The sequence below is a fragment of the Ruegeria sp. AA3 genome, assembly GCF_056542905.1.
The window spans coordinates 206,599-231,891 of the sequence record NZ_JBQGAQ010000003.1 but is presented as its reverse complement, the minus strand read 5'-3'; the positions used below and the strand labels follow the sequence as shown (position 1 = coordinate 231,891).

At 55.7% G+C, this 25,293-nt stretch carries 23 protein-coding genes; 9 read left to right on the top strand and 14 right to left on the bottom strand.

The genetic code is table 11. From position 1 onward, the window contains the following. The first annotated feature begins 86 nt into the window (after positions 1–86). Positions 87–533 (top strand): DUF4174 domain-containing protein, encoded by a 447-nt coding sequence (locus tag ACR0JR_RS07715; RefSeq protein ID WP_480455670.1) that lies wholly within the window; start codon positions 87–89, stop codon positions 531–533. A 76-nt stretch (positions 534–609) separates the two neighbouring features. On the opposite strand, the gene ACR0JR_RS07710 is transcribed toward ACR0JR_RS07715, so the two are convergent. Together ACR0JR_RS07710 and ACR0JR_RS07705 are read right to left on the bottom strand one after the other, a co-directional pair. Then, a complete protein-coding gene (locus tag ACR0JR_RS07710; protein WP_480455668.1) occupies positions 610–2,655 on the bottom strand; it encodes an ATP-binding protein in 2,046 nt (681 codons plus the stop codon). A 117-nt stretch (positions 2,656–2,772) separates the two neighbouring features. Further along, entirely contained in the window at positions 2,773–2,976 is a 204-nt protein-coding gene (locus tag ACR0JR_RS07705) for a hypothetical protein (protein ID WP_170540911.1), read from the bottom strand. 650 nt (positions 2,977–3,626) lie between these two features. On the opposite strand from ACR0JR_RS07705, the gene ACR0JR_RS07700 reads away from it, so the two are divergent. Further along, positions 3,627–4,778 (top strand): DcaP family trimeric outer membrane transporter, encoded by a 1,152-nt coding sequence (locus ACR0JR_RS07700; RefSeq protein ID WP_010441937.1) that lies wholly within the window; start codon positions 3,627–3,629, stop codon positions 4,776–4,778. An 86-nt stretch (positions 4,779–4,864) separates the two neighbouring features. On the opposite strand, the gene ACR0JR_RS07695 is transcribed toward ACR0JR_RS07700, so the two are convergent. The 3 genes from ACR0JR_RS07695 to ACR0JR_RS07685 form a co-directional block, all read right to left on the bottom strand. Continuing rightward, on the bottom strand, positions 4,865–5,218 hold the full coding sequence (locus ACR0JR_RS07695) for a hypothetical protein (RefSeq protein WP_480455667.1): 354 nt from the start codon (positions 5,216–5,218) through the stop codon (positions 4,865–4,867). A 127-nt stretch (positions 5,219–5,345) separates the two neighbouring features. After that, positions 5,346–5,813: a DUF6497 family protein gene (locus ACR0JR_RS07690; protein ID WP_010441935.1), complete on the bottom strand. Its 468-nt coding sequence runs from the start codon at positions 5,811–5,813 to the stop codon at positions 5,346–5,348. 29 nt (positions 5,814–5,842) lie between these two features. After that, on the bottom strand, positions 5,843–7,375 hold the full coding sequence (locus ACR0JR_RS07685; protein ID WP_010441934.1) for an acyl-CoA carboxylase subunit beta: 1,533 nt from the start codon (positions 7,373–7,375) through the stop codon (positions 5,843–5,845). Positions 7,376–7,557: 182 nt separating this feature from the next. On the opposite strand from ACR0JR_RS07685, the gene ACR0JR_RS07680 reads away from it, so the two are divergent. Together ACR0JR_RS07680 and ACR0JR_RS07675 are read left to right on the top strand one after the other, a co-directional pair. Beyond that, positions 7,558–8,763, top strand: a complete 1,206-nt coding sequence (locus ACR0JR_RS07680; RefSeq protein ID WP_480455666.1) for a multidrug effflux MFS transporter — start codon at positions 7,558–7,560, stop codon at positions 8,761–8,763. Between the two features lie 64 nt (positions 8,764–8,827). Continuing rightward, positions 8,828–10,228, top strand: a complete 1,401-nt coding sequence (locus tag ACR0JR_RS07675; RefSeq protein ID WP_170540926.1) for a helix-turn-helix transcriptional regulator — start codon at positions 8,828–8,830, stop codon at positions 10,226–10,228. Between the two features lie 72 nt (positions 10,229–10,300). Here ACR0JR_RS07675 and ACR0JR_RS07670 read toward each other — a convergent pair whose 3' ends face one another. The 6 genes from ACR0JR_RS07670 to ACR0JR_RS07645 form a co-directional block, all read right to left on the bottom strand. Further along, entirely contained in the window at positions 10,301–10,540 is a 240-nt protein-coding gene (locus ACR0JR_RS07670) for an HP1242/YdcH family protein (protein ID WP_010441930.1), read from the bottom strand. A 121-nt stretch (positions 10,541–10,661) separates the two neighbouring features. After that, the gene (betA, locus tag ACR0JR_RS07665) at positions 10,662–12,320 is read right to left on the bottom strand and encodes a choline dehydrogenase (protein WP_480455665.1); all 1,659 of its coding nucleotides are present in this window, start codon (positions 12,318–12,320) and stop codon (positions 10,662–10,664) included. Between the two features lie 87 nt (positions 12,321–12,407). Next, a complete protein-coding gene (betC, locus tag ACR0JR_RS07660; RefSeq protein ID WP_480455664.1) occupies positions 12,408–13,916 on the bottom strand; it encodes a choline-sulfatase in 1,509 nt (502 codons plus the stop codon). After that, the gene (gene betI / locus ACR0JR_RS07655; RefSeq protein ID WP_480455662.1) at positions 13,913–14,485 is read right to left on the bottom strand and encodes a choline-binding transcriptional repressor BetI; all 573 of its coding nucleotides are present in this window, start codon (positions 14,483–14,485) and stop codon (positions 13,913–13,915) included. Before betI ends, betC begins: the two co-directional genes overlap by 4 nt. 61 nt (positions 14,486–14,546) lie before the next feature. Continuing rightward, the gene (locus ACR0JR_RS07650; RefSeq protein ID WP_480455661.1) at positions 14,547–15,479 is read right to left on the bottom strand and encodes a DMT family transporter; all 933 of its coding nucleotides are present in this window, start codon (positions 15,477–15,479) and stop codon (positions 14,547–14,549) included. 40 nt (positions 15,480–15,519) lie between these two features. After that, complete coding sequence (locus tag ACR0JR_RS07645; RefSeq protein WP_480455660.1) at positions 15,520–16,119, bottom strand: LysE/ArgO family amino acid transporter; 600 nt, start codon at positions 16,117–16,119, stop codon at positions 15,520–15,522. Between the two features lie 84 nt (positions 16,120–16,203). On the opposite strand from ACR0JR_RS07645, the gene ACR0JR_RS07640 reads away from it, so the two are divergent. Then, positions 16,204–17,091, top strand: a complete 888-nt coding sequence (locus ACR0JR_RS07640; protein WP_480455659.1) for a LysR family transcriptional regulator ArgP — start codon at positions 16,204–16,206, stop codon at positions 17,089–17,091. Between the two features lie 2 nt (positions 17,092–17,093). On the opposite strand, the gene ACR0JR_RS07635 is transcribed toward ACR0JR_RS07640, so the two are convergent. Both ACR0JR_RS07635 and ACR0JR_RS07630 read right to left on the bottom strand, forming a co-directional pair. After that, a complete protein-coding gene (locus ACR0JR_RS07635) occupies positions 17,094–18,368 on the bottom strand; it encodes a permease (protein ID WP_170472532.1) in 1,275 nt (424 codons plus the stop codon). 170 nt (positions 18,369–18,538) lie between these two features. Further along, positions 18,539–19,279 carry a YebC/PmpR family DNA-binding transcriptional regulator gene (locus tag ACR0JR_RS07630; RefSeq protein ID WP_010441922.1) on the bottom strand — a complete coding sequence of 247 codons (741 nt, stop codon included), beginning with the start codon at positions 19,277–19,279 and terminating at the stop codon, positions 18,539–18,541. A 111-nt stretch (positions 19,280–19,390) separates the two neighbouring features. On the opposite strand from ACR0JR_RS07630, the gene ACR0JR_RS07625 reads away from it, so the two are divergent. From ACR0JR_RS07625 to ACR0JR_RS07610, 4 genes are all read left to right on the top strand, one after another. Then, positions 19,391–21,163 carry an SLC13 family permease gene (locus tag ACR0JR_RS07625; protein WP_480455658.1) on the top strand — a complete coding sequence of 591 codons (1,773 nt, stop codon included), beginning with the start codon at positions 19,391–19,393 and terminating at the stop codon, positions 21,161–21,163. 16 nt (positions 21,164–21,179) lie between these two features. Next, positions 21,180–21,914 carry a glutamine amidotransferase gene (locus ACR0JR_RS07620; protein ID WP_480455657.1) on the top strand — a complete coding sequence of 245 codons (735 nt, stop codon included), beginning with the start codon at positions 21,180–21,182 and terminating at the stop codon, positions 21,912–21,914. 72 nt (positions 21,915–21,986) lie between these two features. Further along, a complete protein-coding gene (locus tag ACR0JR_RS07615) occupies positions 21,987–22,844 on the top strand; it encodes a bile acid:sodium symporter family protein (RefSeq protein WP_010441919.1) in 858 nt (285 codons plus the stop codon). Between the two features lie 11 nt (positions 22,845–22,855). Next, positions 22,856–24,517, top strand: a complete 1,662-nt coding sequence (locus ACR0JR_RS07610) for an FAD-binding dehydrogenase (RefSeq protein WP_480455656.1) — start codon at positions 22,856–22,858, stop codon at positions 24,515–24,517. On the opposite strand, the gene ACR0JR_RS07605 is transcribed toward ACR0JR_RS07610, so the two are convergent. Beyond that, entirely contained in the window at positions 24,518–25,264 is a 747-nt protein-coding gene (locus ACR0JR_RS07605) for a YbaY family lipoprotein (protein WP_480455655.1), read from the bottom strand. Between the last annotated feature and the right edge of the window lie 29 nt (positions 25,265–25,293).

The window sequence follows — 25,293 nt, the reverse complement described above, 5'->3', positions numbered from 1 at the left end:
TCAGGTACAATTTTTTGATGTCCGCAGACATTTCGCCAGTCGCATTCGTCCGCGCAGAGGCTATATTCAACAGAACAGGAGGCCATATGACACGCACGCTTGCCCTTGTTTTCTCGGCACTATTCCCGCTGGCCGCCTTGGCCGCGGACGCGAATGCCCCTGCGGATGACGGCTTTGTTCGTCCCGTAGATGACAGCGATCTGAGCGATTTTCTCTGGACCCATCGTCCGATCGTTGTATTTGCCGATACCCCTGCAGACCCAAGGTTCCAGCAACAGATTGACATGCTGTTGGAGGGCGAAGAGGCGATGCGTGATCGCGACGTTATCGTGTTAACCGATACCGATCCGTCAGCACGATCTCCGATACGGTCAAAACTGCGACCACGCGGTTTCCAGATGGTATTTGTCGACAAGGATGGCGTCGTGAAACTGCGCAAACCCAGCCCATGGAGCGTGCGCGAGATAGGCCGCTCGATTGACAAGACGCCCTTGCGTGAACGCGAAATTCGCGAACGACGCGAAGGCGGCTGAACACCTGCAACTTGCCTTAAAGTCCCGACGGAAGCCGCCGAGAACCTTGAAAGGTATGAAACAGGCGCGCGCATGATCATTCGAACTCGATAATCACATCGTCAACGGCAAGGCTGTCGCCGGGACCAGCATTGATTTTGGAGACAACGCCTTTCTTCTCAGCGCGCAGGATGTTCTCCATCTTCATCGCCTCGACGGTGCAAAGCGCCTGCCCCTCCTGTACCTCCTGCCCCACTTCGACATCGATCTTCACGATCAGGCCGGGCATCGGGCAGAGCAGCATCTTGGATGTATCAGGCGGCAGCTTCTCGGGCATCATCCGGGCCAATTCGGCCTGACGTGGGGTGCGAACATGCACCTTGAGATCCGCGCCGCGGTTGCGGATGCGGAAACCGCCCGACACTTTGCCGACCTTCAGAACCAGTGGGCTGCCATCGACATCGAGCACTGCAAGCTGATCGCCCGGTGTCCAATCGGAGGCAACACGGTGCTTCGTGCCATCTGCAAAGGACACGGTGGAGCCATCCTGATCGGCCTCTATCGCAACCTCGAACTCTTGCCCTTGCAGCGAGACGACCCAATCTGTTCCAACCTTGCGTTCATGATTGTCCATCCGCCCCGACACCCGTGTACGACGAATCTCGGCCACGCGGTGCATCGCTGCGCACGATGCAGCGACTCGGCGCAGGTCAGCTTCAGGCAATTCCACACCCTCAAATCCGTCAGGATACTCCTCGGCGATGAAGGCGGTCGTCATATCACCGCTAACGAATTTCGGGTGGTCCATAACCGCTGACAGGAACGGTAGATTGTGACCGATGCCTTCAACCTCAAAACTGTCGAGCGCCACACGCATGGCTTCGATCGCCTGCTCGCGGGTCGGCGCCCAAGTGCACAGCTTGGCGATCATCGGGTCATAATACATACTGATCTCGCCGCCTTCATAGACGCCGGTATCGTTACGTACAGCGCTATCCCCTTTGGGCGCATCGCCTTGCCATTTGTCATTCACCAGCAACGGGCCAGCGGCGATTTCCTGTGGTGGGCGATAACGGGTCAGGCGGCCAATCGAGGGCAAGAAGCCGCGATACGGATCCTCGGCATAAAGACGGTTCTCGATGGCCCAACCCGTCAAGGTCACGTCATCCTGAGTGATGGTCAGCTTTTCACCAGCAGCCACACGGATCATCTGTTCCACCAGATCAACACCGGTAATCAGCTCGGTCACAGGGTGTTCCACCTGAAGGCGGGTGTTCATTTCAAGGAAGTAAAAGTTCTTTTCCCCATCCACGATGAATTCGACCGTTCCAGCACTGGCATAGTCCACGGCCTTGGCCAGCGCGACCGCCTGTTCTCCCATCGCTTTACGGGTTTCAGGATCAAGGAAGGGCGAAGGCGCCTCTTCCACAACCTTCTGGTTCCGGCGTTGGATCGAGCATTCACGCTCGCCCAAATAGATGCCGTGGCCATGGCTGTCGCACAGGACCTGAATTTCGATGTGGCGCGGTTGGGTCACGAATTTCTCAATGAAAATCCGGTCGTCGCCAAAGGAATTTGCAGCCTCGTTCTTGGAAGATTGGAATCCTTCCCGTGCTTCTTCGTCATTCCACGCGATCCGCATGCCCTTACCACCGCCGCCAGCGCTGGCCTTGATCATCACCGGATACCCGATATCATTCGATATCTTCACCGCCTCATCAGCGTCTTCAATCAGCCCCATGTAGCCGGGGACTGTCGAAACCCCGGCCTCCTGTGCGATCTTCTTCGAGGTGATCTTATCACCCATGCTTTCGATCGCACCAACCGGTGGGCCGACAAAGGCGACGCCTTCGGCATCCAGCGCTTCAGCAAACTTGGAATTCTCGGACAGAAAGCCATAGCCGGGGTGGACAGCCTGCGCACCACTTTGACGGATGGCGTCCATTACCTTGTCGATGACAATGTATGACTGATTGGCCGGTGGTGGACCAATATGCACGGCCTCATCCGCCATCGACACGTGCAGGGCGTTCCTGTCAGCATCAGAATAGATGGCGACCGTGCCAATGCCCATCTTGCGGGCAGTCTTGATGACCCGGCAGGCAATCTCGCCCCGGTTTGCGATCAGGATCTTGTTGAACATGGAACGTCCTTTGGATTGAAGTTCTGGAAACGCAAAACGCCGCCGCAGGGTGTTGACCCCACGACGGCGTGATGCGTGATGACGGACAGGGCGTTGGCTGCCCCGATAAATTCAGCGTTAGTTACAGGTGTTTTGGGTTTTGCAGTACAGCACGTTCCCCGCAGCCCCGACCGCTGCGCCAAACAGCGGGTCGGCATTGAGGACCGCGGCCCCAACCGCACCTGCGCCGCCACCGAGGATCGCCTGCTCGCCTGTTGTGTCACCACAGGCCGCAAGGCCGGCGCATGTCGCCAACGCAAGGAAGATTCGTGATTTTTGCATGTTTTCTGCCCTTTTTGGTTTCTCAAAGTCTTTGAGGGCAGATGCCGATTTCCGGCATTGTTATGCAATAACAGAGGTTGCAAACCACAGAATTGCGCAGTTTCTCGCCGTTTTTGGCCTGTGTTCGGCAAAAAGAAAACCGCGGACAGAACTCTGTGGGGAACACAAGCCTGCCCGCGGAAGGAAGGGGTACGGAATAGTAGGTGCTTGTGCGACGCAGGCAAAGTAGAGCCGCACGGCCTCTTCACTGTGCACAGCACAATTTGCAGCGCAAACCCGTCTTCGTTTCCGTTTGAGATTCCGGCTAAAACTTGCCCACCGGCAGCGCGTCCGCGCAACTTTGCGCCGACACCATATCGCCCTGCACCCCCGAATTCCCTGCTCATGCCAGTCACGTTCATGTGACGATACTCGGCCGGATGATGGCCAACACGGCGGTATACCTCACGCGTTGCTTTCGGCAGTCCACTAAGAAAATCTACAGGGGCCAGGCGCTTATCCTGAGCTTTCACCGAGCTGTGAAAGCACGAGCCATTCTTGACACGGTTACTTGAAAAACTGCGCAGAATTCCTCGCAGATTGGTGATTTTCCTCGGGCTCTTATGCGTGAAACGGTGCCGGTGCACACTCGCATACAAGGAAATATCCCCATGATAATAAAGGGCAAAACTGCTAGCCTGCTTGCTGCCAGCACGCTTTCCGTGACCGGAATGCAGGCCTTGGCGCAAGATGCACAAACTCAGGCTGAACTCGATGCGCTTCGCGCAAGAGTAGAGGCTTTGGAATCGTCCAAGCCCGGAGCCGGGACCGGTGATCTGAGGATCGGAAACACCACGCTGGACGTCTATGGCTATGTCAAAGCCGATTTCTTCTACGACTTCGAATATGATCAGGGCGACACAGCGTTTGTGAATGTCATAGGTGAGCCCTCGGCCGAAACCGATGGCACATTTGGTGCCACCGTTCGGCAATCGCGAATCGGACTGCGTACCAACACACCAAGCGGCATTGGCGACATCCAGGGTCAGATCGAAGTGGATGCTTTCGGCTCGGGCGGTACAGCAGAATTCCGCATTCGTCACGCGAATATCCGGATTGGTGAACAATGGCTCATCGGTCAGTACTGGACCAATTTCCAGCCTCTGGACACTTACCCCACCACAGTTGAGTTCAATGGACCGGTCGGCATCCCTTTTGCCCGTGTTCCTCAGGTTCGATACACTAACGGCTTCGGATCGAATACCACCTTTGCTGTTTCTGTAGAGGAAAACGTCGGAGGTTCGAACTCGGATGATCCGGTGCTGACTGGTGCGGTCGAGTATAACGACGGCAAATACCTGGCGCGCGCCTCGGTTTTGTACGGCAAAGCCCAATCCGGCGATGTCGAAGTGGATCAGACCGGCTTTACCCTTTCTGGTTCGATCCGTCCCTGGCAAGGTGGCCTGTTCCAAGTCAACTACGTCAACGGTGAAGCGATCGGTCCCTACCTGATCGGTTTGGGTGACGCGATTGTCGGCGGTCAGGCGAACGATGTCGACGGGTATACCATCGAGTTTCGTCAAGATTTGACCCCCAAATGGAACGTGGGCATCTCCTACGGTAAGGAAGATTACGACCTGCCCACCTCGACAGGAAGTTTGTCCTTCACCGAGCTTGAGACCATCCACGTCAATGCGTTCTACAAAGCAACTGACAATCTGACATTGAGCGCCGAATACATCTATGGCGAGCGGAACGATACGATTTCGGGTGACACTTTCGATGGCAACCGTATTCAGTTGGCCGCACAGCTGAACTTCTGACTTGCCCCAAGTGCCCTGCCTGTTCGCGGGCAGGGCTCCACCAATTTGGGTTGGTCGAACTTGATATGCAGCTGCGGTGGGCAAATTCAGCGCACCCCGTCGAAGATTTCTGGAAACGATTGACGAGCAACCTCCGGGTCGATCACCAACAGCGCGTCATAGCTGGCGGGGTCAAACGGATCTTCAGCGGCGATCACTTCCCGCTCGAACAGCCAACTCAGTCGGCCTGCATCCAGGTTACCACGCTCGAACGGTTGATCACCAAACTGCGCCCATAGCGCTTCCATGAATGCGGCATCTGCACGCCTATCTACAGGCTTACGGTCCCGATAACGTTCGCGCCTGGTCAAGGGAGTCACTCCCTTGGGATTGGCGCGCCGGATCGTGAACTGAAAGTCAGTTCCGGCCAAGCGGCCGGGGAAGCCACGGTGTTTCAACATTTCGACACCTCGCTGGTTAAGGCATTGAAATTACATGGGTGCAGACGACCCTGCCGGGATGAAAACACGATATGAACCTCCGAGTTGTATATGGGCACCCTGTGACCGAGATCGCGTACTCTCATGGTCAGAGTCCTTCCCAGATACATTGGGATTGCTCCAGCCGATAGGCCTCAAAAAACTGGGTCGCGTCTGGCTCGGACGTGCCGAACTCCAGCGGTCGATCCGAGAAAGAGATCACGACACGCGCAGGATCCAGATCGTGCTGCGCCACGTAAGGGACCGCCAGCGTCTGGCACAGATGCTCCATGTCGATCACTGCGACATCATAGGTGATGCGGCCCACGGTCGCCCCGATATTGGGAGCAATAAACCTGAAACGAACCCAGAGTTCCCCGGGATTGGTATCAAGCAGTACATTGCTGAGCTCTACTGGCTGACCCGATGGCACGGGCAATAGATTACTTGCCTGAACCGAACTAGTCATAGACATCGCCAATGCCAGCGCGCTCCCCAGGAAGCGTCCAGCGCGAGCCAGCCCCTCCGAACTTGCTTGCGCGGCAAACGCGCTTTTATGTCCAATCAAGTCGATCATGAAGCAAATCGGTTTGTTCCATCTAACTCTTAGAGCGGGATATTATCGTGCTTTTTCCATGGGTTCTTCAGCTGCTTTCCGCGCAGACTGGCAAAAGCACGCGATACGCGACGGCGGGTTGAGTGTGGCATGATCACTTCATCGATAAAGCCACGCTCGGCAGCGACAAAGGGGTTGGCAAACCGGTCTTCGTAATCCTGCGTGTGCTGCGCGATCTTATCCGCATCTCCAAGATCAGCGCGATGGATGATCTCGGTTGCGCCCTTTGCGCCCATCACTGCGATCTCGGCCGTGGGCCATGCATAGTTGAAATCCCCGCGCAGATGCTTCGATGCCATCACGTCATAAGCACCGCCATAGGCTTTGCGCGTGATCACCGTGACCTTTGGCACTGTTGCCTCTCCATAAGCAAACAGCAGTTTCGCGCCATGCTTGATCACGCCGCCATATTCCTGTGACGTCCCCGGAAGAAAACCCGGCACGTCGACGAGCGTAAGGATCGGAATTTCAAAGCAATCGCAAAACCGTACAAAACGCGCAGCTTTGCGCGAGCTGTCGATATCAAGACACCCGGCAAGAACCATCGGTTGGTTTGCCACAACGCCTACGGTTTGTCCTTCAAGGCGGATAAAACCGGTGATGATGTTCTTGGCGTAATCTTCCTGAATTTCGTAGAAGTCGCCCTCGTCCGCGACTTTGGTGATGAGCTCCTTCATGTCGTAGGGCGTGTTAGGATTATCTGGGATCAGAGTGTCCAGCGACGTCTCGATCCGACCCGGCTCATCAAAGAAGGGACGAACCGGAGGCTTTTCGCGATTGTTGAGCGGCAGGAAATCGACCAACCGGCGGACCTCGGCCAGTGCCTCAACATCATTTTCGAACGCCCCGTCCGCAACCGAGGATTTTTTGGTATGGGTCGAGGCCCCACCCAGTTCCTCGGCGGTAACGACCTCATTTGTGACAGTCTTTACGACATCCGGACCAGTCACAAACATGTATGAGGTGTCTTTGACCATGAATATAAAGTCGGTCATCGCAGGGCTATAGACCGCACCACCAGCGCATGGGCCCATGATCACACTGATCTGAGGCACCACGCCCGAGGCCATGATGTTGCGTTGGAAAACTTCGGCATACCCCGCCAGCGAGGCAACGCCTTCCTGAATGCGCGCGCCACCCGAGTCATTGATCCCGATCACCGGCGCTCCATTCTGAACCGCCATATCCATGATCTTGCAAATCTTCTGCGCATGGGTTTCGGACAGCGAGCCGCCAAACACGGTAAAGTCCTGACTGAAAACATAGACCATCCGGCCGTTGATCGTGCCCCAACCAGTGACCACGCCATCACCGGCTGGCTTTTGCTTTTCCATTCCGAAATCGGTGCAACGATGGCTGACAAACATGTCAAACTCTTCGAAGCTGCCTTCATCCACCAGCAGTTCGATCCGCTCGCGCGCTGTCAATTTGCCTCGGGCATGCTGTGCGTCAATGCGCCGTTGTCCACCCCCTAAGCGTGCATCGTTGCGGCGGCCCTCGAGTTCGGAAAGGATGTCTTTCATGACGGTAGTCTCCCATGAGATTTTGCGGGACCATAACGATACGAATACCGAGACCAAAGAAGTTTTCGGCAAATTTGCAAACATAAGAAAATCAAGCAGGTGGTAATTGCAAATTTGTAAAGTTATGTGACATCACAAACCCGCTCTTGGCATTCCCCCAAACTAAGTTCTAAGTGTGAACCATGCAGTTCAGTTCAACATCCATCAGCCGGACACCCCCGACCCTTACAACGCTAATATTGCTGTCGGGCCTGTCAGCGCTAAGCATGAACTTGTTCCTACCCAGTCTCCCCTTCATGGCCGTCTACTTTGAGGCAGATTACAAGCTGATGCAGCTATCGATTGCGTTGTATCTCTTGGTCAACGCGGTTCTACAGATCATAATCGGCCCCATCGCCGACAAGGCGGGGCGTCGGCCTGTCCTTCTATGGGGACTCGCATTGTTCCTGCTGGCGACTCTGGGCTGCATCTACGCACCAACGATCGAGGTCTTTCTGGCATTCCGCATGAGTCAGGCCGTGATCGTCGTTGGCATCGTTCTTAGCCGTGCAGCGGTGCGAGATATGTACACTCAGGACAAAGCCGCATCGATGCTTGGGTATGTCACAATGGGCATGGCCGTCGTCCCAATGATCGGACCTGCAGTTGGCGGTCTGCTTGAAGAGGCGTTCGGCTGGAAAGCGAATTTCTGGCTGCCCTTTGCGTTGGGCGCACTGGCCCTGTTGCTTACCTACCGTGATTTCGGCGAAACCGCCGCTGCCAGCGGCAAAACCTTGGTACAACAATTCCGCGAATATCCCGAGCTTTTGGCCTCCCCCCGATTCTGGGGCTACTCGCTCTCTTCTGCGTTTTCGTCTGGGGCGTTCTTCGCATATCTCGGTGGAGCACCTTTCATCGGAACCGAAGTGTTCGGCATGACAGCAGCAGAAGTTGGCATATATTTTGGCGCGCCCGCACTTGGCTACTTCTTCGGAAACTTCATCAGTGGTCGTTATTCTGTACGCTTTGGCGTGAACCGAATGGTCCTCTGGGGATGCTGGCTGAATGCTATCGGCGTAGCCATTTCCGCTTCCCTATTTTTAGCGGGCATTGGCACCGCGCTCAGTTTCTTTGGCCTGATGACCTTTGTTGGGCTTGGCAACGGCATGTCGATACCCAATGCGACAGCCGGGTCATTGTCTGTCCGACCTCATCTGGCAGCCACCGCATCAGGCCTCAGCGGAGCGATCATGCTCGGCGGCGGCGCTGCCCTCAGCGCGTGGGCGGGCGCATTGCTGACACGCGAGACAGGTGCAATGCCATTGCTCTGGCTGATGCTGGCAACCTCCATTCTGGCGATTTGCGCTATCAGCAGCGTAATCTGGCGCGAGAGGCAACTGGGGCTTTAGAGGGCTTGCGCCAATAGGTTTGCAAAGTTAACTTGAGCAATCAGTTAAGTTGCAAAGAACTAACATGGCTACTCAAAAACTCTATGCAGGCGCAAAACTGCGTGAGATGCGGACCAGGTTATCTCTGACCCAAAAGGAGTTTGCAACAAAACTAGGCGTTTCTCTGCCCTATTTAAACCAGATGGAGAACAACAACCGTCCGATTTCAACGACAGTTGTATTGGCGCTGGCGCAAGAGTTCGGCATGGACGTGACCGAGCTTAGCACGGGCGATAGTGAGCGCCTGGTCTCGGACATGCGCGAGGCGCTTGCCGATCCGGTTTTTGCTGACACCATGCCCCCATTGGCTGACCTGCGGCTGACTGCATCGAATGCCCCTGCGCTGGCCCGCGCATTTATTGAATTGCATCGAAGCTATCGCCAAACTCATGAACGTCTGGCTTCTTTGGACGAAGCATTAGGTCGGGAAGACGCCCGCATTCAAGCCAGCCCTTGGGAAGAAGTGCGTGATTTCTTTCACTATTGCGACAATTACATTGACGCCGTTGACCGGGCAGCCGAACGGTTCGCCAGTCGCGCTGATGAATTCGGTGGCATTCGTCAGGCAGCGATCAACAGCCTGACTGAACGAGGAATCCACGTCACCTTCACCGATACCGAGACCCTACGTAGCTACAACGCGGATGATAAGACACTGCGCCTTTCTTCACGCGCTGCTCCGCAGACACAAGTCTTCCAGCTTTTGCTGCAGGTCGCGCTGATCAGTCAGGACAAACTGCTTGAGGCGACGCTCGACTTCGCGCGCTTCCAAAGTGAAGAGGCCCGTGCGATTGCCAAGATAGGCCTCGCAAACTACTTCGCTGGGGCGTCCCTGATGCCATATGGTCTGTTCTTAAGTGCTGCGCAGGACTATCGTCACGATCTGGAATTGCTCAGCAATCGGTTCGGGGCATCCATCGAACAGGTCGCGCACCGTCTTTCCACTTTGCAGCGACCGGGGGCCAAAGGCATCCCATTCTTCTTTGTCCGGGTCGATCAGGCAGGAACGATCACAAAACGCCATTCGGCCACTCGGCTTCAGTTCGCACGATTCGGCGGGGCCTGCCCCTTGTGGAACGTTCACCGTGCCTTTGAAACTCCGGGCCACTTTCTGCAGCAGCTGGCAGAAACACCAGACGGTGTACGATATATCTCACTGGCGCGCGATGTATCGAAATCCGGAGGTTCCTTCGGCGCGCCTGTTCGTCGCTATGCCATCGCATTGGGGTGCGAAGTGCGCCACGCCGAAGCATTGGTTTACGCCGACAATCTCGATATTAACAATGCCGGTGCCTACGAACCGATCGGCATCTCCTGTCGCATATGCGAACGCCAGACCTGTCATCAGCGTTCAGTACCGCCACTCGAACGCCGCCTGACCATCAACTCCGATATCCGCAGTATCCTTCCATACGAAGTCACCTGATCTTCATCTGGCCTGAAATACTCAGGAGGAGTCGCGGCCTGCCGCGACGGGGGCAGAGCCCCCGCCTGTTCGTCAGCTTTTTGACAGGATCGCCCAGATTTGATCCTTGAGCACAGCTCGTTTCTTGCGCAACTCAACCTCGGCCAACTCTTCCATTGGCTCAACATTGGTTTCAGCTCGATGCACTACGCGATTGACCTCATGATATTCATCCGCAAGCCTCGCAAAATGGGCGTCCGTTTGCTTGAGCTGGCTTATGGTGTCGATCTTATCGGGAAACTCTTCAGCCAGTTCATGCGGGGTGTGCGACATCCTGTTAACTCCTCAATGTTGCGTTACATCGGAGAGATAAACATAGTTATCTCTCACCGCTTTGACGCCAATCAAATTCCTCGATAATTCTCTGCGAGCTACCTCTACTAATAGAACCGGATCAACGCTGCGCCGTGGCCCATCTCGGGCTGATCCAAGGCGCGTCATTTGCTTTGGCCAATGGCTCCTTGTCCAGCAGGTGATCCGACATTTTTTCCCCTACCATAATCGAAGGCGCATTCAGGTTTCCGTTGGTAATCTGAGGGAAAATCGAACTATCCGCGACGCGCAGCCCGTCCACCCCAATCACACGACCATGCGGGTCAACAACTGCAGTCTTGTCATCCGCGCGCCCCATTCGGCAGGTTCCACAGGGATGATAGGCGCTTTCCGCGTGCTCCGCGATGAACGCGTCAAGCTGCTCATCCGTCTGTACGTCTTTACCCGGCTGGATCTCCTTGCCGGCAAACGGCTTGAAAGCATCCTGCCCGAAGATTTCGCGCGTCAGGCGTATGCATGACCGAAAATCCTCCCAGTCCTTATCATGGCTCATGTAGTTGAAACGGATCACTGGGGCATCCTCAACCCGTGCCGAGCGCAGTGTGACAGCCCCCCGAGACGGCGAACGCATTGGTCCCACATGCGCTTGGAAACCGTGCCCCTCAGCCGCTGCCTGACCGTCATAACGCACCGCGATAGGGAGGAAATGGTACTGAATGTCGGGATATTCGACACCAGGTTTCGAGCGAATGAACGCCGCACTCTCGAACTGGTTCGACGCGCCCAGGCCGGTTTTTGTGAACAGCCACTGCGCCCCGATCAAGCCTTTGCTGATCAGGTTCCAATGTTTGTAGAGCGTGATCGGCTGCAGCGAGGCTTGCTGGATGTATAGCTCAAGATGGTCCTGCAAATTGGCGCCGACACCAGGTCGATCCGCGACCACTTCGATTCCATGTTCAGTCAAATGCGCCGCAGAACCGATCCCCGACAGCATCAGCAACTTGGGAGAATTGATAGATGACGCGGCCAATATGACCTCACGCCTTGCCCCAATAATTTCTTTCTTGCCGCCACGGATCAATTCGACGCCAGTGGCGCGGCCGTCATTGGTCACCACGCGTGCGGCGAGACCCCGAACAATGTCACAATTTTCACGTTTCAAAGCGGGCTTCAGATAGGCATTTGCCGCCGACCAACGCCGTCCTTTCCAGACGGTCTGCTCCATCGGCCCAAAGCCTTCTTGTTTTTCACCGTTGTAATCTCCGGTGACCTCATATCCCGCCTGCTGCCCCGCATCGACAAAGGCTTTGAACAGTGGGTTTTCACGGGGTCCGCGCGACACATGCAATGGCCCGTCAGTCCCGCGCCATGCGTGATCGCCACCATGGCCACCATCATGCCAGGTTTCCATGCGTTTGTAGTACGGCAGCACATCCGCATAGGACCAACCATCCGCACCCATATCCGCCCAGGTGTCGAAATCCCGTGCGTGGCCTCGCACATAGACCATTCCATTGATCGACGAAGACCCGCCAATCACCTTGCCGCGTGGGCAAACAAGGCGGCGATTGTTCAAATAAGGCTCGGGCTCGGATTTATAGCCCCAGTCATAGCGCGACATGTTCATCGGATAGCTGAGAGCGGCTGGCATCTGGATGAATGGGCCCGCATCGGTGCCGCCATGTTCGATCACCAGAACCGAGGCACCGGCCTCACTTAGTCGATACGCCATCGCACAACCGGCGGACCCAGCGCCAACGATGACAAAATCTGCTTCCATATTCGTGTCTCCATTTCCACGCAGGGTAAGATTTTTCGGCGAAAAATCTTAATCGCCTCTGGCGGAAGTATTTTGAAAAAGTGAACGTTATTCGCCCCGCGGGAAGCGTTGGCTTTCTTCAACGTCGTTTAGATCCATGTGATTGCGCATGTAGCGTTCGGAAGCTTTCTGCAGCGGCTGGTAATCCCACGGGTAATAACCGCCTTGCCGCAGCGCTTCATAAACTACCCACCGACGGGCCTGACTGGCCCTTACATCGGAATCAAATCGCTCAAGGTCCCAACGCGCCTCGGATTTGGCGCGTAAGGACTGCAGGGTGCCCGCGTGCTCGGGTTGGCTCGCCAAGTTTTTCAGCTCGTGAGGGTCCTCTTCAAGATCAAAAAGCTGGTCCGGGTCCAATGCACAGCGATTGTACTTCCACTTTCCACACCGAAGCGAAACCAAAGGCGCGTAGGAGGCCTCGGCCGCATATTCCATCGCGACAGGAGCTGTTCGTTCATTGCCCTTCGCCAAAGGCACAAGGTCTTCGCCATCTGTCCATGGAGCAATTTCTGCCATGTCAACTCCGGCAAGCGCCCCAAGTGTTGGCGTGACATCGATCGTTGATACCGGTGTATCGATCCGGCCAGTGGGAAGATCGGGCGACGAAATCATAAAGGGCACTCGCGAGGACCCCTCGAAGAAAGTCATTTTGAACCACAATCCACGCTCGCCCAACATGTCGCCATGGTCCGAGACAAAGAGGATGATGGCCTCTTGCCGCGTGGATTCCAGCACTTCCAATATCTCGCCGATCTTGTCGTCCAGATAAGAGATGTTGGCGAAATAAGCGCGGCGGGATTTGCGGATATCATCGGCCTTTATGTCGAAACTGCGCCAGTCATTTGCATCAAAAATACGCTTGGAATGCGGGTCCTGATTGTCATAGCCCAAATCCGAGATCTGTGGCTCAAGATGTTCACAATCCTCATACAGATCCCAATATTTACGACGCGCCACGTACGGATCGTGTGGGTGCGTGAAGCTGACGGTTACACACCAAGGGCGCTCATCTTTGCCACGCGCCAGATCATACAATTTGGCCTTGGCGTTATAGGCAACCTCGTCGTCATATTCCATCTGGTTGGATATTTCGGCAACGCCTGCCCCGGTGACTGATCCCATATTGTGATACCACCAGTCGATACGCTCACCGGGTTTACGATAATCCGGCGTCCAGCCAAAATCGGCTGGGTAAATGTCGGTGGTTAGGCGATCCTCGAACCCGTGCAACTGGTCGGGACCAACAAAGTGCATCTTACCTGATAGACAAGTGTAATACCCAGCGCGGCGAAGATGGTGCGCATAGGTCGGAATATCGCTGCGGAATTCAGCCGCATTATCATAGACGCCTGTCCGCGAGGGTAACTGGCCAGACATAAAGCTGGCCCGCCCCGGCGCGCACAGTGGCGACGCTGTGTATGTATTCGCGAAACGCGTTGATTTTGCCGCCAGTTTTTTCAGGTTTGGCGCATGCAACCATTCCGCGGGACCGTCGGGAAAGAGGGTCCCGTTGAGCTGATCCACCATTAGGATCAGAATATTCGGTTTTGTCATTTTTCGGCCTCTAGGAAAACTTTCATAACCCGCAGCGCATGGTTCACGGCCAACTGCGGCTCTTGCGGCGCGTTCAAAGCAGCGTGGATGTATAACCCATCGATCAGAGCGATCATATCTTCGGCGGCTTCGGTCGGATCGCGCAGTAGCGGGCGTAGCGCATGGATGAGATTCGAGCGGATCCGGGCCTGATAGATTTGCCAAAGTCTAAGCGCATCATCGTTGGTTTGCGCCAGAACATAAAAGGTCATCCATGCTGCAATCACGTCCGGCGTGAAACAGGATGGTGCAAAACAGGCGCGGATGATGGCCTGCGCGCGTTCTTCAGGCTTGGCGGAACCAAGCTGGGTGCGCGCTTCTGCTCCGAAATCCGAAAGGATACGGCGCATAGCAGCAAGGAATATCTGCTCTTTCCCACCGAAATAGTGATGGGCCAATGCGCTGGACATTCCCGCACGCTTGGCGATTTGGCTGACGGTCACATCGAGGGATTTTTGTACGCCAAGTTCGGCAATCGTCGCCTTTACGATCGCATCCCGCCGGATCGGCTCCATTCCGAGTTTTGGCATCTTCGCCTCTCTACCCTGCTTGAGTGTAAGAGAAGCTAAGCGCTTTATATTGACTCGTCAATCAATAACGACTCTGGGCGGGTGTTTCTGAACCCTGGAGCGGGGTCGGCGGAGTAGCTTTGCCCTTACTAAGTATCGCCTCGCGCCACGTGATGAAACTGACGGCTGCCAGGATCAGAGAGCCTCCGACAACAACCCATATGTCGACACTCTCATGGAAAACCAATGTGCCAAGCAACGTCGCCCATATCAACTGCAGGAATGTCACGGGCTGAGTCACGGCTACCGGAGCAGCTTGCAACGCGAGCGTCATGAAATAGTGCCCAGCCGTGGCAAAGCTGGCAACGACAAGCAGAATGCCCAAATCACGCATGGAAGGTGGCTGCCATACGGCGACAGCAAAAGGGATCAAGACAATCGTGACCCAGATAGAAAGATGCGCAACTACTGCCGATGGGCGAATATCACGCACCATAACTTTAGCCAGCAGATACGAACCTCCAAGTGCCAAGGCCGTACCCAACATCGCCAGATGTCCCGGCGATACCTCGCGAAATCCGGGTCTCAGTACGATGACAACCCCAACAATCGCAACACCGATTGCTGCGATTCGACGAACAGCGAGCCGCTCTCCCAGGAAAAGCGCGGCACCCAGAGTTACATAGATCGGCGTCATGTAATTCATTGCCGTTACTTCGGCCAGCGGAATGCGTGTCATGGCATAGAACCAGAGCATAACCGCTATCGCGTGAATCACGCCCCGCAAGCCAAATAGGGTCAGATTGCGCGTGTTAAGCGGCGTTCCAATCAGCGCACGCGACGCGGGAACAAGAAAAACCAACCCAAAAACATACCGCAAAAATGCGGCCTGAATTGGATCCATACTGGTTCCGAGCACTTTCACCAGAGCATTCATGCCCACAAAGGACAGACCTGCCGAAAGCATCCAGAACATGCCGACAAGCGGGCGCTGCTGATCGTTTGGTGAAGTCATACCGACGGTTGAACACCGTTTTCTATTCGGGAACAACCCTTCACATGATAACAAGTTTCATCGCAATACCCAGCATCACGATGCCGATCAGTACGTCGAGTATTTGCCATGCACGCGGGCGCGCAAAGATCGGTGAAAGAACGCGCGCACCATATCCCAGTGAGAAGAAGAACACGAAGCTGGAGGATACTGCACCAATAGCAAACCCCATTCGGTCATCGTATTGGGCAGAAATCGATCCGATCAATACCACAGTATCCAGATACACATGAGGGTTAAGCCATGTGAAGGCCAAGACGGTCAGCATAGCCGCGCGCAAACTGGTACGCTGCCCTGCATCGGTGTCCAACATTGCGCCCCCTCGCCAGGCGGACTGGAAACTGCGCAAAGCATACCATGTCAGAAAGATCGCGCCTCCATAGCGCATTACCGTTTCAAACCACGGCGCGGCCTGCGCCAGTGTGCCAAATCCAGCCACCCCAGCCGCAATCAGAATTGCATCCGAAACCGCGCAGGTCATGCAGAGAGGAAAGACATGCTCGCGTCGTAGCCCTTGACGCAGAACAAAAGCGTTCTGAGCGCCAATCGCCAAGATAAGGCTGAAGCTAAGGGCAAATCCTGCGAGCATTGATGGGAACATGCGACCTCCTGTTGTTGGGCGTTGACTATAGCCATCCCGAGGCCCTATCAAATTAATGTTTGTAATCTGAATTAAGAAAATCTAATGCTCCTGGACCCGCATCATCTTTCAGCGCTGTCTGCAATATTGCGCCATGGAAGCTTTGATGCGGCAGCAGCTGAATTGTCTGTGACCCCCTCCGCAATCTCTCAACGCATCAAGGCTTTGGAAGATCGTGTTGGAGCCGCTCTGATACATCGCGGTTCCCCGTGCACCGGAACACCTGCTGGCTTGCGGATTGCGCGTCATGCCGAAGATATTGGCCTGCTTGAAGCAAAGCTCGCACGAGAGCTGACCTTAGATGAGCGCGAAGGCCCTACCCGCGTGCGGATTGCACTTCCTGCCGACATTCTGGCGACATGGTTTATCGACGCGATGGCGCAGGCTGGCGATTTATTGTTCGATCTGGTGATTGACGATCAGGATCACTCGGCCGAATGGCTGAGGCGCGGCGAGGTCAGCGCGGCGATTACCGTCGGTGGACAAGCCGTCACTGGATGCGATTCATTTGCGCTGGGCGCGTTGCGCTATCTGCCAACCGCCAGCCCCGCGTTCATGGACCACTGGTTTAGCGATGGCGTATCGGCAAACTCGTTGTCGCTGGCACCTTGTCTGACTTTCAATAGCAAAGACAATTTGCAGAAAATCTGGATCAGTAAACAGATAGGACGTCGGCTTGCGCCACCGACGCAATTTATGCCTTCCACAAACGGCTTTGTTGAGGCAGCGATTGCAGGCTTGGGCTGGGGGATGAACCCTGAAAGCCTTGCGCGCCCTGCAATTGTAAAAGGTCAACTCTGCGAGGTTATTCCTGGCGCGCCATTGGATGTGGAACTGACCTGGCAGATCGGGCGGGTGCTTGCCCCTGCCCTTGCACCGTTGACCAAGGCAGTTCGTCGTGTTGCAGCCCAGGCGCTCATCACAACAGACTGACCTTATGCCTGCGTATCCGCCTTCTGTTGCGGCTGCGCAATTCGGTAACAGGAAAACGCTGCCCAAATACTGACAAGCACGATGAACACAATAGCTGATGCAACCTCGTGCATATGGGCAACTGCGGCCAACGCAGCCGATAATGCAACGGCCGTTAACCGACACATAGACTTGATGGCTGCAGCGCCCTGAATACGTTGTTCTTTGGGGGCAATGTCCAGAAAATAGAGCTTCCGCGCGCTTGATATTCCGGTTGTTGCGACCGAGACGACAAACAATGCAATCGCGTGCAGATGAACTTCGTGGTCAATGTGGGCATAGTGGAAGGCCAGCAGAACGATCCCGGTTGCTGCGACCATCAGGTTGCCCGAGACCATCACCGCGCGGTGAGACTTCATGTTCACCAACTGCCACAACGGCGCCGAAACCAGATACCCGGATGCGGACGAAATGATCATGGCCGTCAGCCCCTTTGCAGAAGTATGGTGTGCCTCTGCAGCGATAAGCGCAAAGAACGGGACCGACAGCGATACAACAACCAAAGGCAGCCGCATCGCCATATAACGACGGAACCAAGGGTATTCGAACATTTCAACGATGCCGGAAATAATACTCCGCAGCGATTGACGGCCGGAAATCTTGATGTTTCCATCTTCAGGTTTTTCGGGGGCACTCTCTGCCATTCCAAGAATGCACAGCGCAGAAAACAGGAAGAACGAAACCGATGCTGCGATTACAGCAGAATGTCGCGAAAATGGCGGATATTCTTTTGTGATCTCGTGGATCAATAACACCAATCCGATCGCGCAAAGACCACCGGCACCCAATTGGAGATATCGGATAATCATGCGAGATTTCGATTTCAGATGATCACCGAACAGATCGGACAACATCAAGGATTGGCTCTCTTCAATCAGTCCGATCAGGAAAAACGCCGCAACAAAGGCGATAGCGGTCAGTGTAACGCTGCCGGTTGCCGCGATGGCCAACGCCATCAAAAGGCAGCCGCCCAATCCTATTTCGGTCAGGGCGATACCGCGTTTCTTGCGAACCTGCGCCGCGATAGGACGCGCCAGAACGAGGTCAGAGATCATACTGCCCGACATGCGAATAGAAACCAATGCCGCCGCAAGGAACATCGGCAGCTCTAACGAGATCGCAAGAAAGGGCAAAACAACAGAGGGGCTGCCCAGAGTCCACGCAACCTGTGACAGGATGCTCTGGCCAGCTATGACCGGCACATTTCTTCGGGCAGGATCGGTCGTGTTCGTCGCCATTTCTTGGTCTGCGTAGTGCGCCTATGGTTACTTATTCAGATTTTTCAGCCTCATTGATCTGATCATAAATGCAAGGACCTCAGGGACCAAAGTTTCTGTTAGGCGTAGCCCTGCAACAGAAAAACCCGGCCAAAGGCCGGGTTCTAATTAACCAACGATTGCCCGACGCGTCAGAGCTGGGCCATGACCTCGTCTGTCGCCTCAAAATTGGTCGTAACCCGCTGGACGTCGTCATCGTCTTCCAATGCATCCACCAATTTCATCAGTTTCTGCATATCTTCCAGACCCAATTCGGTCGTGGTTGTGGGTTTCCAGACCAGCTTGGTGGATTCGGATTCGCCTAGCGCGGTCTCTAGCGCATTGGATACATCGTTCAGATCTGTATCAGCGCACCAGATGATGTGACCATCTTCCGAGCTTTCGACATCCTCGGCCCCGGCCTCGATCGCGGCTTCAAAGATCGTATCCGCATCGCCAGCATCCGCCTGATAGACAACTTCACCCTTGCGGTCGAACATGAACCCAACCGAGCCGGTTTCACCCAGATTGCCCCCATTCTTCGAAAACGTCGAACGCACGGTCGATGCGGTGCGGTTGCGATTGTCCGTCATCGTCTCGACGATCACGGCCACACCATTTGGGCCATAGCCCTCGTACCGGATTTCTTCGTATTCATCCCCTTCGCCCGCAACAGATTTCTTGATGGCCCGGTCGATCACGTCCTTGGGAACCGAGTTCGACTTGGCCTCTTTTACCGCCAAACGCAGACGCGGGTTCTTGTCGGGATCGGGGTCGCCCATCTTGGCGGCAACGGTGATCTCTTTCGACAGTTTGGAAAACAGTTTGGACCGCGCGGCGTCCTGACGTCCCTTGCGGTGCTGGATATTGGCCCATTTGGAATGGCCTGCCATGGTGCGTCCTCGTCATTCGTGATTGCGTGTTCGGCGCTCATATAGACGTTTGCGGGGGGCAGGATCAAGAGAGCGGCTTGCCCTGCCTTCGCCCTTGGCTATGGTGGCGATATGACGACAGATCAGATTATTCTCTTTTCTCTTTTCATTGCCGTATTTGGAATGCTGCTTTGGGGGCGGTTTCGATATGACCTCGTCGCCTTCACTGCCCTTATGATTGCAGTGACGCTGGGCGTTGTCCCGGTCGAGAACGCCTTCGCCGGGTTTGGCCATCCAGCAACAATTATCGTAGCACTGGTTCTTGTGGTCTCTGCGGGTCTGGTTCGGTCGGGCGCGGTGTTCCTGATTACACGGACACTGGTTGATGCCTCGCGCAGTCTGGGCGCGCATATCGCGCTGATGGGCGGGATCGGCGCTGTTCTGTCCGCTTTTATGAACAACGTTGCCGCGCTGGCGTTGCTAATGCCAGTCGACATCCAAACCGCTCGCAAGGCGGGGCGTTCGGTGGGTCTTAGCCTGATGCCGCTAAGCTTTGCCACCATTCTTGGAGGCATGGCCACGCTCATCGGCACGCCGCCCAATATCATTATCGCCTCAATCCGCGCCGAAACTCTGGGCGAGCCATTTCGGATGTTCGACTTTGCCCCGGTTGGCGGGATCGCAGCCATCGCCGGTCTGGCCTTTGTGGCCTTGGTGGGTTGGCGATTGATCCCCAATCGTGGCGTCCAGGAAGAAGCATCGGAAGTTCTGGCCGAGTACATCGCCGAACTGACTGTCCCGCCTGAGTCACCCCATATCGGCAAGCGCGTTAGCGAGCTTTATGAGCCGGCAGAGAAATCCGACGTCGCCATCATCGGCCTGATCCGGGATGGCAAGCGGCGCTATGGCAGGTCCACCCACACCACTTTGCGGGAAGGTGACGCGCTTGTGCTTGAAGCCCGACCCGAAGCGTTGGACGAATTCCGCGCTGCGCTTAATCTCGATTTTTCAGACACAAGGCGGCAAGAGGTGTTGACTGCCGAGGGCGACGGGCTTGAGGTGATCGAGGTCGTTGCCCCCGAAAGCGCCCGCATCACTGGACGCACCGCGCAGGCGCTGGGGTTGGCCTGGCGACAGAGCACGGTGCTGATGGGGATTTCTCGTCAGGGCCGTCGCATCACGGAACAAGTCCGGAAGACCGAGGTTGAGGCGGGTGACATCCTGCTTCTGCTCTGCCCGCGTGACCGGGGCGCGGACGTGACCGAGTGGCTCGGCTGTTTGCCCTTGGCAGCACGCGGCTTGAACGTCACTGCCAACGACAAAGCGTGGCTCGCCATCGGCCTGTTCGCAACAGCCGTTCTGGCCGCTAGCATCGGGCTGATCTATCTTCCCATCGCTTTGGGTCTGGTCGTTGTGGCCTATGTGCTTACCAAGATCATGCCGATTGCGGATATCTACAATCACATTGAGTGGCCGGTGGTGGTATTGCTGGGTTCGATGATCCCGCTGGGAAGCGCATTGGAAACATCCGGCGGCACTGAACTGATAGCGAACGCACTGATCCAGTTGACAAACGGTCTGCCTGCATGGGCGATCCTGACTGTGCTGATGGTGGTCACCATGACCCTGTCGGACGTACTCAACAACACGGCCACCGCAATTGTTGCAGCCCCCGTCGGGATACAGATGGCGCGCACGCTTGAGGTCTCGCCCGATCCATTCCTGATGACAGTGGCCGTGGCAGCCTCGGCAGCATTCCTCACACCAATTGGTCATAAAAACAACACGCTGGTGCTGGGTCCCGGAGGCTATCATTTCGGGGACTATTGGCGCATGGGCCTACCGCTAGAGATATTGATCATCGCCGTATCAATCCCCTCGATCCTTGTGTTCTGGCCGCTTTGACGGGTAAAGGCACCGCATGAAACGCTTTCTGATCTTGCAACTGCGCCCGGAAACCGATGCTTCGGATGCCGAGTATGCCTCGATTCTGGACAAAACCGGCCTTGAACTTTCGCAAACCCACCGCATCCGGCTGGATTGCGAAGACTTGCCCGCAGGGCTGGACGTTACCGACTACGCCGGTGTGATCGTTGGCGGAGGCCCGGGTTGCGTCAGCGACGATCCGGCAAAAAAATCTACATTGGATGCCAAGATCGAAGGCGCGATCATGGGATTGATGCCGCAGATTACAGCACAGGATCACCCGTTTATGGGATGCTGCTATGGCCTGGGAATTCTCGCGGCGCATCTGGGAGGTGATGTCAGCAAACGGCAATTTGGCGAACCGGTTGGACCATCGGATTGCCAATTGACCGAAGATGGCGCACAGGATCCTCTGACCGCTGGCCTAGTTCCGCAGTTTGAAGCCTTTGTCGGCCATAAAGAGGCCGTGCAATCCCTGCCTGAAGGCTGCGTGCATCTGGTCGCCTCGGACCCCTGCCCGATCCAGATGATCCGCTGGGGACAAAATGTCTATGCCACTCAGTTCCACCCCGAAGCAGATGCCAAGGACTTTGAACAACGGATTAACATCTACAAAGATCACGGGTATTTCCCGCCGGAAGATGCACAACGCCTGATCGAAATCTGCCACGCGGCGGACGTTACACAACCTGGGGAAATCCTGCGACGGTTCGCCGAACGCTACGGGTGACCCAACGGCGTTATTGCCTGATTAACACCCCCTCGCATAGGCTGGCCCGAATGACTTTGGGAGGAGTTGTTCTTGGACCTGCTCATAAATGTTGGCCTGCCGCTTTCGCTGGCCATTATCATGCTGTCGCTCGGGATCGGGCTTGAGGCCGCTGATTTTCGCCGAGTTCTTACCCGCGGATACCCATTCGCCATCGGTGCGATCAGTCAGGTTGTGTTGATACCACTGGCTGCCTTCACAACCGTCACGATGTTCGGGCTACCCGCTGAGATTGCCGTTGGCGTGATGCTTCTAAGCTTTTGTCCCGGCGGCGTAACCAGCAACATCCTTGCAAAGTTTGCCAAAGGCGACGTTGCGCTATCAGTCAGCCTGACGGCTGTGATCAGCTTGTTGTCAATTGTGACAGTTCCTATTCTGGCCGCTTGGTCCATCGATTACTTCATGGGTGAGACCGCTCCGGAAGTATCGATTGGCGCCCTTGCTACCGCATTGTTTCTGATCACAACGTTGCCTGTCGCGATAGGCGTTAGTATTCGCCACTTTGCTAAAGAGTTCGCAGTTAGGATCGATAACCCTTTGTCCACGCTTGCCTCGATCCTGTTCGTGCTGATCGTTCTGGCAGCGCTGGCCGGAAATTGGCAGTTCTTCATTGAGAACCTCAGCTCGATCGGGGCCGCGTTGATCGCGCTGAACATCGCACTGCTACTAATTGGGCTTGGACTGGCGCGGATCGCCAAGCTGACATGGGAAGAGGCGAAAACCATTTCGGTCGAAACAGGCATACAGAATTCGGCGATGGGAATTACGTTGGCGGCACTGATCACAGGCACCACAACGGGCTTCAGTCCGCTTGCCGTTCCGGCCGCGGTTTATGGTATTACGATGTATGTGGTCGTGACCCCCTTTATCCTTTGGTTCCGCAACCGCTGAAAGGAGATCAGATGGCTGATAATACAGCAGACGCGATTGTCGTCGGCGGCGGACTTGCCGGTCTGGCTGCCGCAGCAGAGCTGGGGGATCGCGGTAAGCGTGTGATCATTGTGGATCAGGAGCCGGAACACTTCCTTGGCGGGCAGGCGTTTTGGAGCCTTGGCGGTCTGTTCATGGTCGATACCCCTGAACAGCGTCGCATGGGTATTCTCGACAGCTACGATCTGGCTCTGCGCGACTGGATGGGCAGCGCTCAGTTCGACCGCGATGAGGACAATTGGCCCCGCAAGTGGGCGGATGCCTATGTCGAGTTTGCAGCAGGTGAAATGCGTCCTTGGTTATATGACATGGGGTTGCGCTGGTTTCCGGTCGTGGGATGGGCCGAACGCGGTGGGTCATACGCCAATGGTCATGGCAACTCGGTCCCGCGCTTTCATATCACCTGGGGTACGGGCCCGGGAGTGTTGGAGCATTTTATTCGACGTGTGCAGGATCATGTCAGCACCGGTCTAATCCAGTTGAAGTTCCGCCACCAAGTCAGCCATATCATTATGCAAAATGGCACAGCAAAGGGCGTATCCGGAGAGGTCCTAGCCGATGATAGCGTCCAGAGGGGTGGCAAGACCAATCGGGACGAAGTGGGCGAGTTCGAAGTCTACGCGTCGTCAGTCATCGTCACCTCCGGCGGGATCGGTGGGAACTTCGAAATGGTGCGAAAAAACTGGCCCACAAACCGATTGGGTGAGCCACCCAAAGACATGATCGCTGGTGTGCCCTTTCATGTCGATGGCCGGATGATCCCGATCAGCGAGAAAGCAGGCGGCCATGTGATCAACGGTGATCGAATGTGGCACTATACGGAAGGCGTACGCAATTGGGATCCGATCTGGCCCGCGCACGGTATTCGCATCCTGCCCGGTCCAAGCTCGATGTGGTTTGACGCGTGCGGCAATCGTCTGCAACCCCCTTGTCTGCCGGGCTTCGATACGCTGGGCACGCTGCGCGAAATCTTGAAGACGGGTTATGAGTACAGTTGGTTCGTTCTGACCCAGAAAGTGATCAAGAAGGAATTTGCCCTCTCCGGGTCCGAGCAGAACCCGGACTTCACTTCGGGTAGCTGGAAAGAGGTTATTCAACAGCGCATTTTATCCGGCTCAAAGGCAACTGGCCCGGTCGAGGCTTTCAAGGAAAAGGGTGAGGATTTCGTTGTTGCCAACACGCTGACGGAATTGGTCAGAGGCATGAACCAATTGGGCGGCGGACTGATTGACGAAGCGTATTTGCGCACGCAAATCGAGGCGAGGGATTCTCAGATCGACAACCCATTCTCGAAAGACGCTCAGATGATGGCGATCCATGCCGCGCGCAATTACCGGGGCGATAGGTTGATCCGCACCGCCAAGCCACACAAATTCCTCGATCCGTCAAATGGCCCTTTGATTGCAGTTAAATTGCATGTTCTGACCCGCAAAACGCTTGGTGGGTTGCAGACCAATCTCGACAGTCAGATGATTGGCGCAGACGGCCAAGTCGTCCCCGGCCTGTTTGCAGCCGGAGAGGTCGCGGGCTTTGGCGGTGGCGGTTACCACGGATACAACGCGCTGGAGGGCACGTTTCTGGGCGGTTGCATCTTCTCGGGCCGCAATGCGGGACGGTCCCGCGCCGTGGCCTGATTACTGGTTGCGCACAAACTTCAGAACAGGTTCGCCTGCGGCGTCGAGCATAACCAGACTGTCACCGGCAACCGCATAAGTGGTTACACTTTGCAAAGCGGCAAGAAATTGATCTTCAATCTCTTCCATTTCTGGTGGGCACGCCATCAAAGTGGCAGCCATATTCTCAGGAAATTCTATGCTGTTGCCGATGATTTCGGCTTGTCCGGTAAACCGATTACAACCGCCTGTACCGCCGAACGCTCCGCCTTGAGCAAATGAAAGCTGTGGCGGGCGCTTTGCGTCCAACACCTCTCCATCTATTCCGATGGCCACCCATTCAGTCCCTTCCAATGTCGCGGCGCTCTGATCGTGCGCCTGCACCAGTATCAGGTCTGCGGAATTGCCTTCTCCGTTGGTCAACACCGGGTGAATCGTATCGGTCGTAAACAGCAGCTCCTCTCCACGATAGATTGCACCCCGGACCGCATAGGTCATTCCTTCGCGGATCAGCGCATCATCAAACGACAACTCAAATTCTGATGGCACGCCGTTCAGAGCGTAGGGCTGCGCTGCCAGTGTCACTGCAGCCGCGTCCGCCCGCGAGATATCCTGCAGTTCGACATACAGTGTTGCATCCGGTGGCAGAGCGATCCGTTCACGATATGTCGCTGTGCCTGTCACCGATCCGGCGTGGCTCTGGCTGCCCAGCAAAGCCAATACAACTGCTCCGGCCACAATGGCCTGTCCGAGTTTTGGAAAAGGCATGATCCTATCCTCTCTCATTCGTCTTTGAG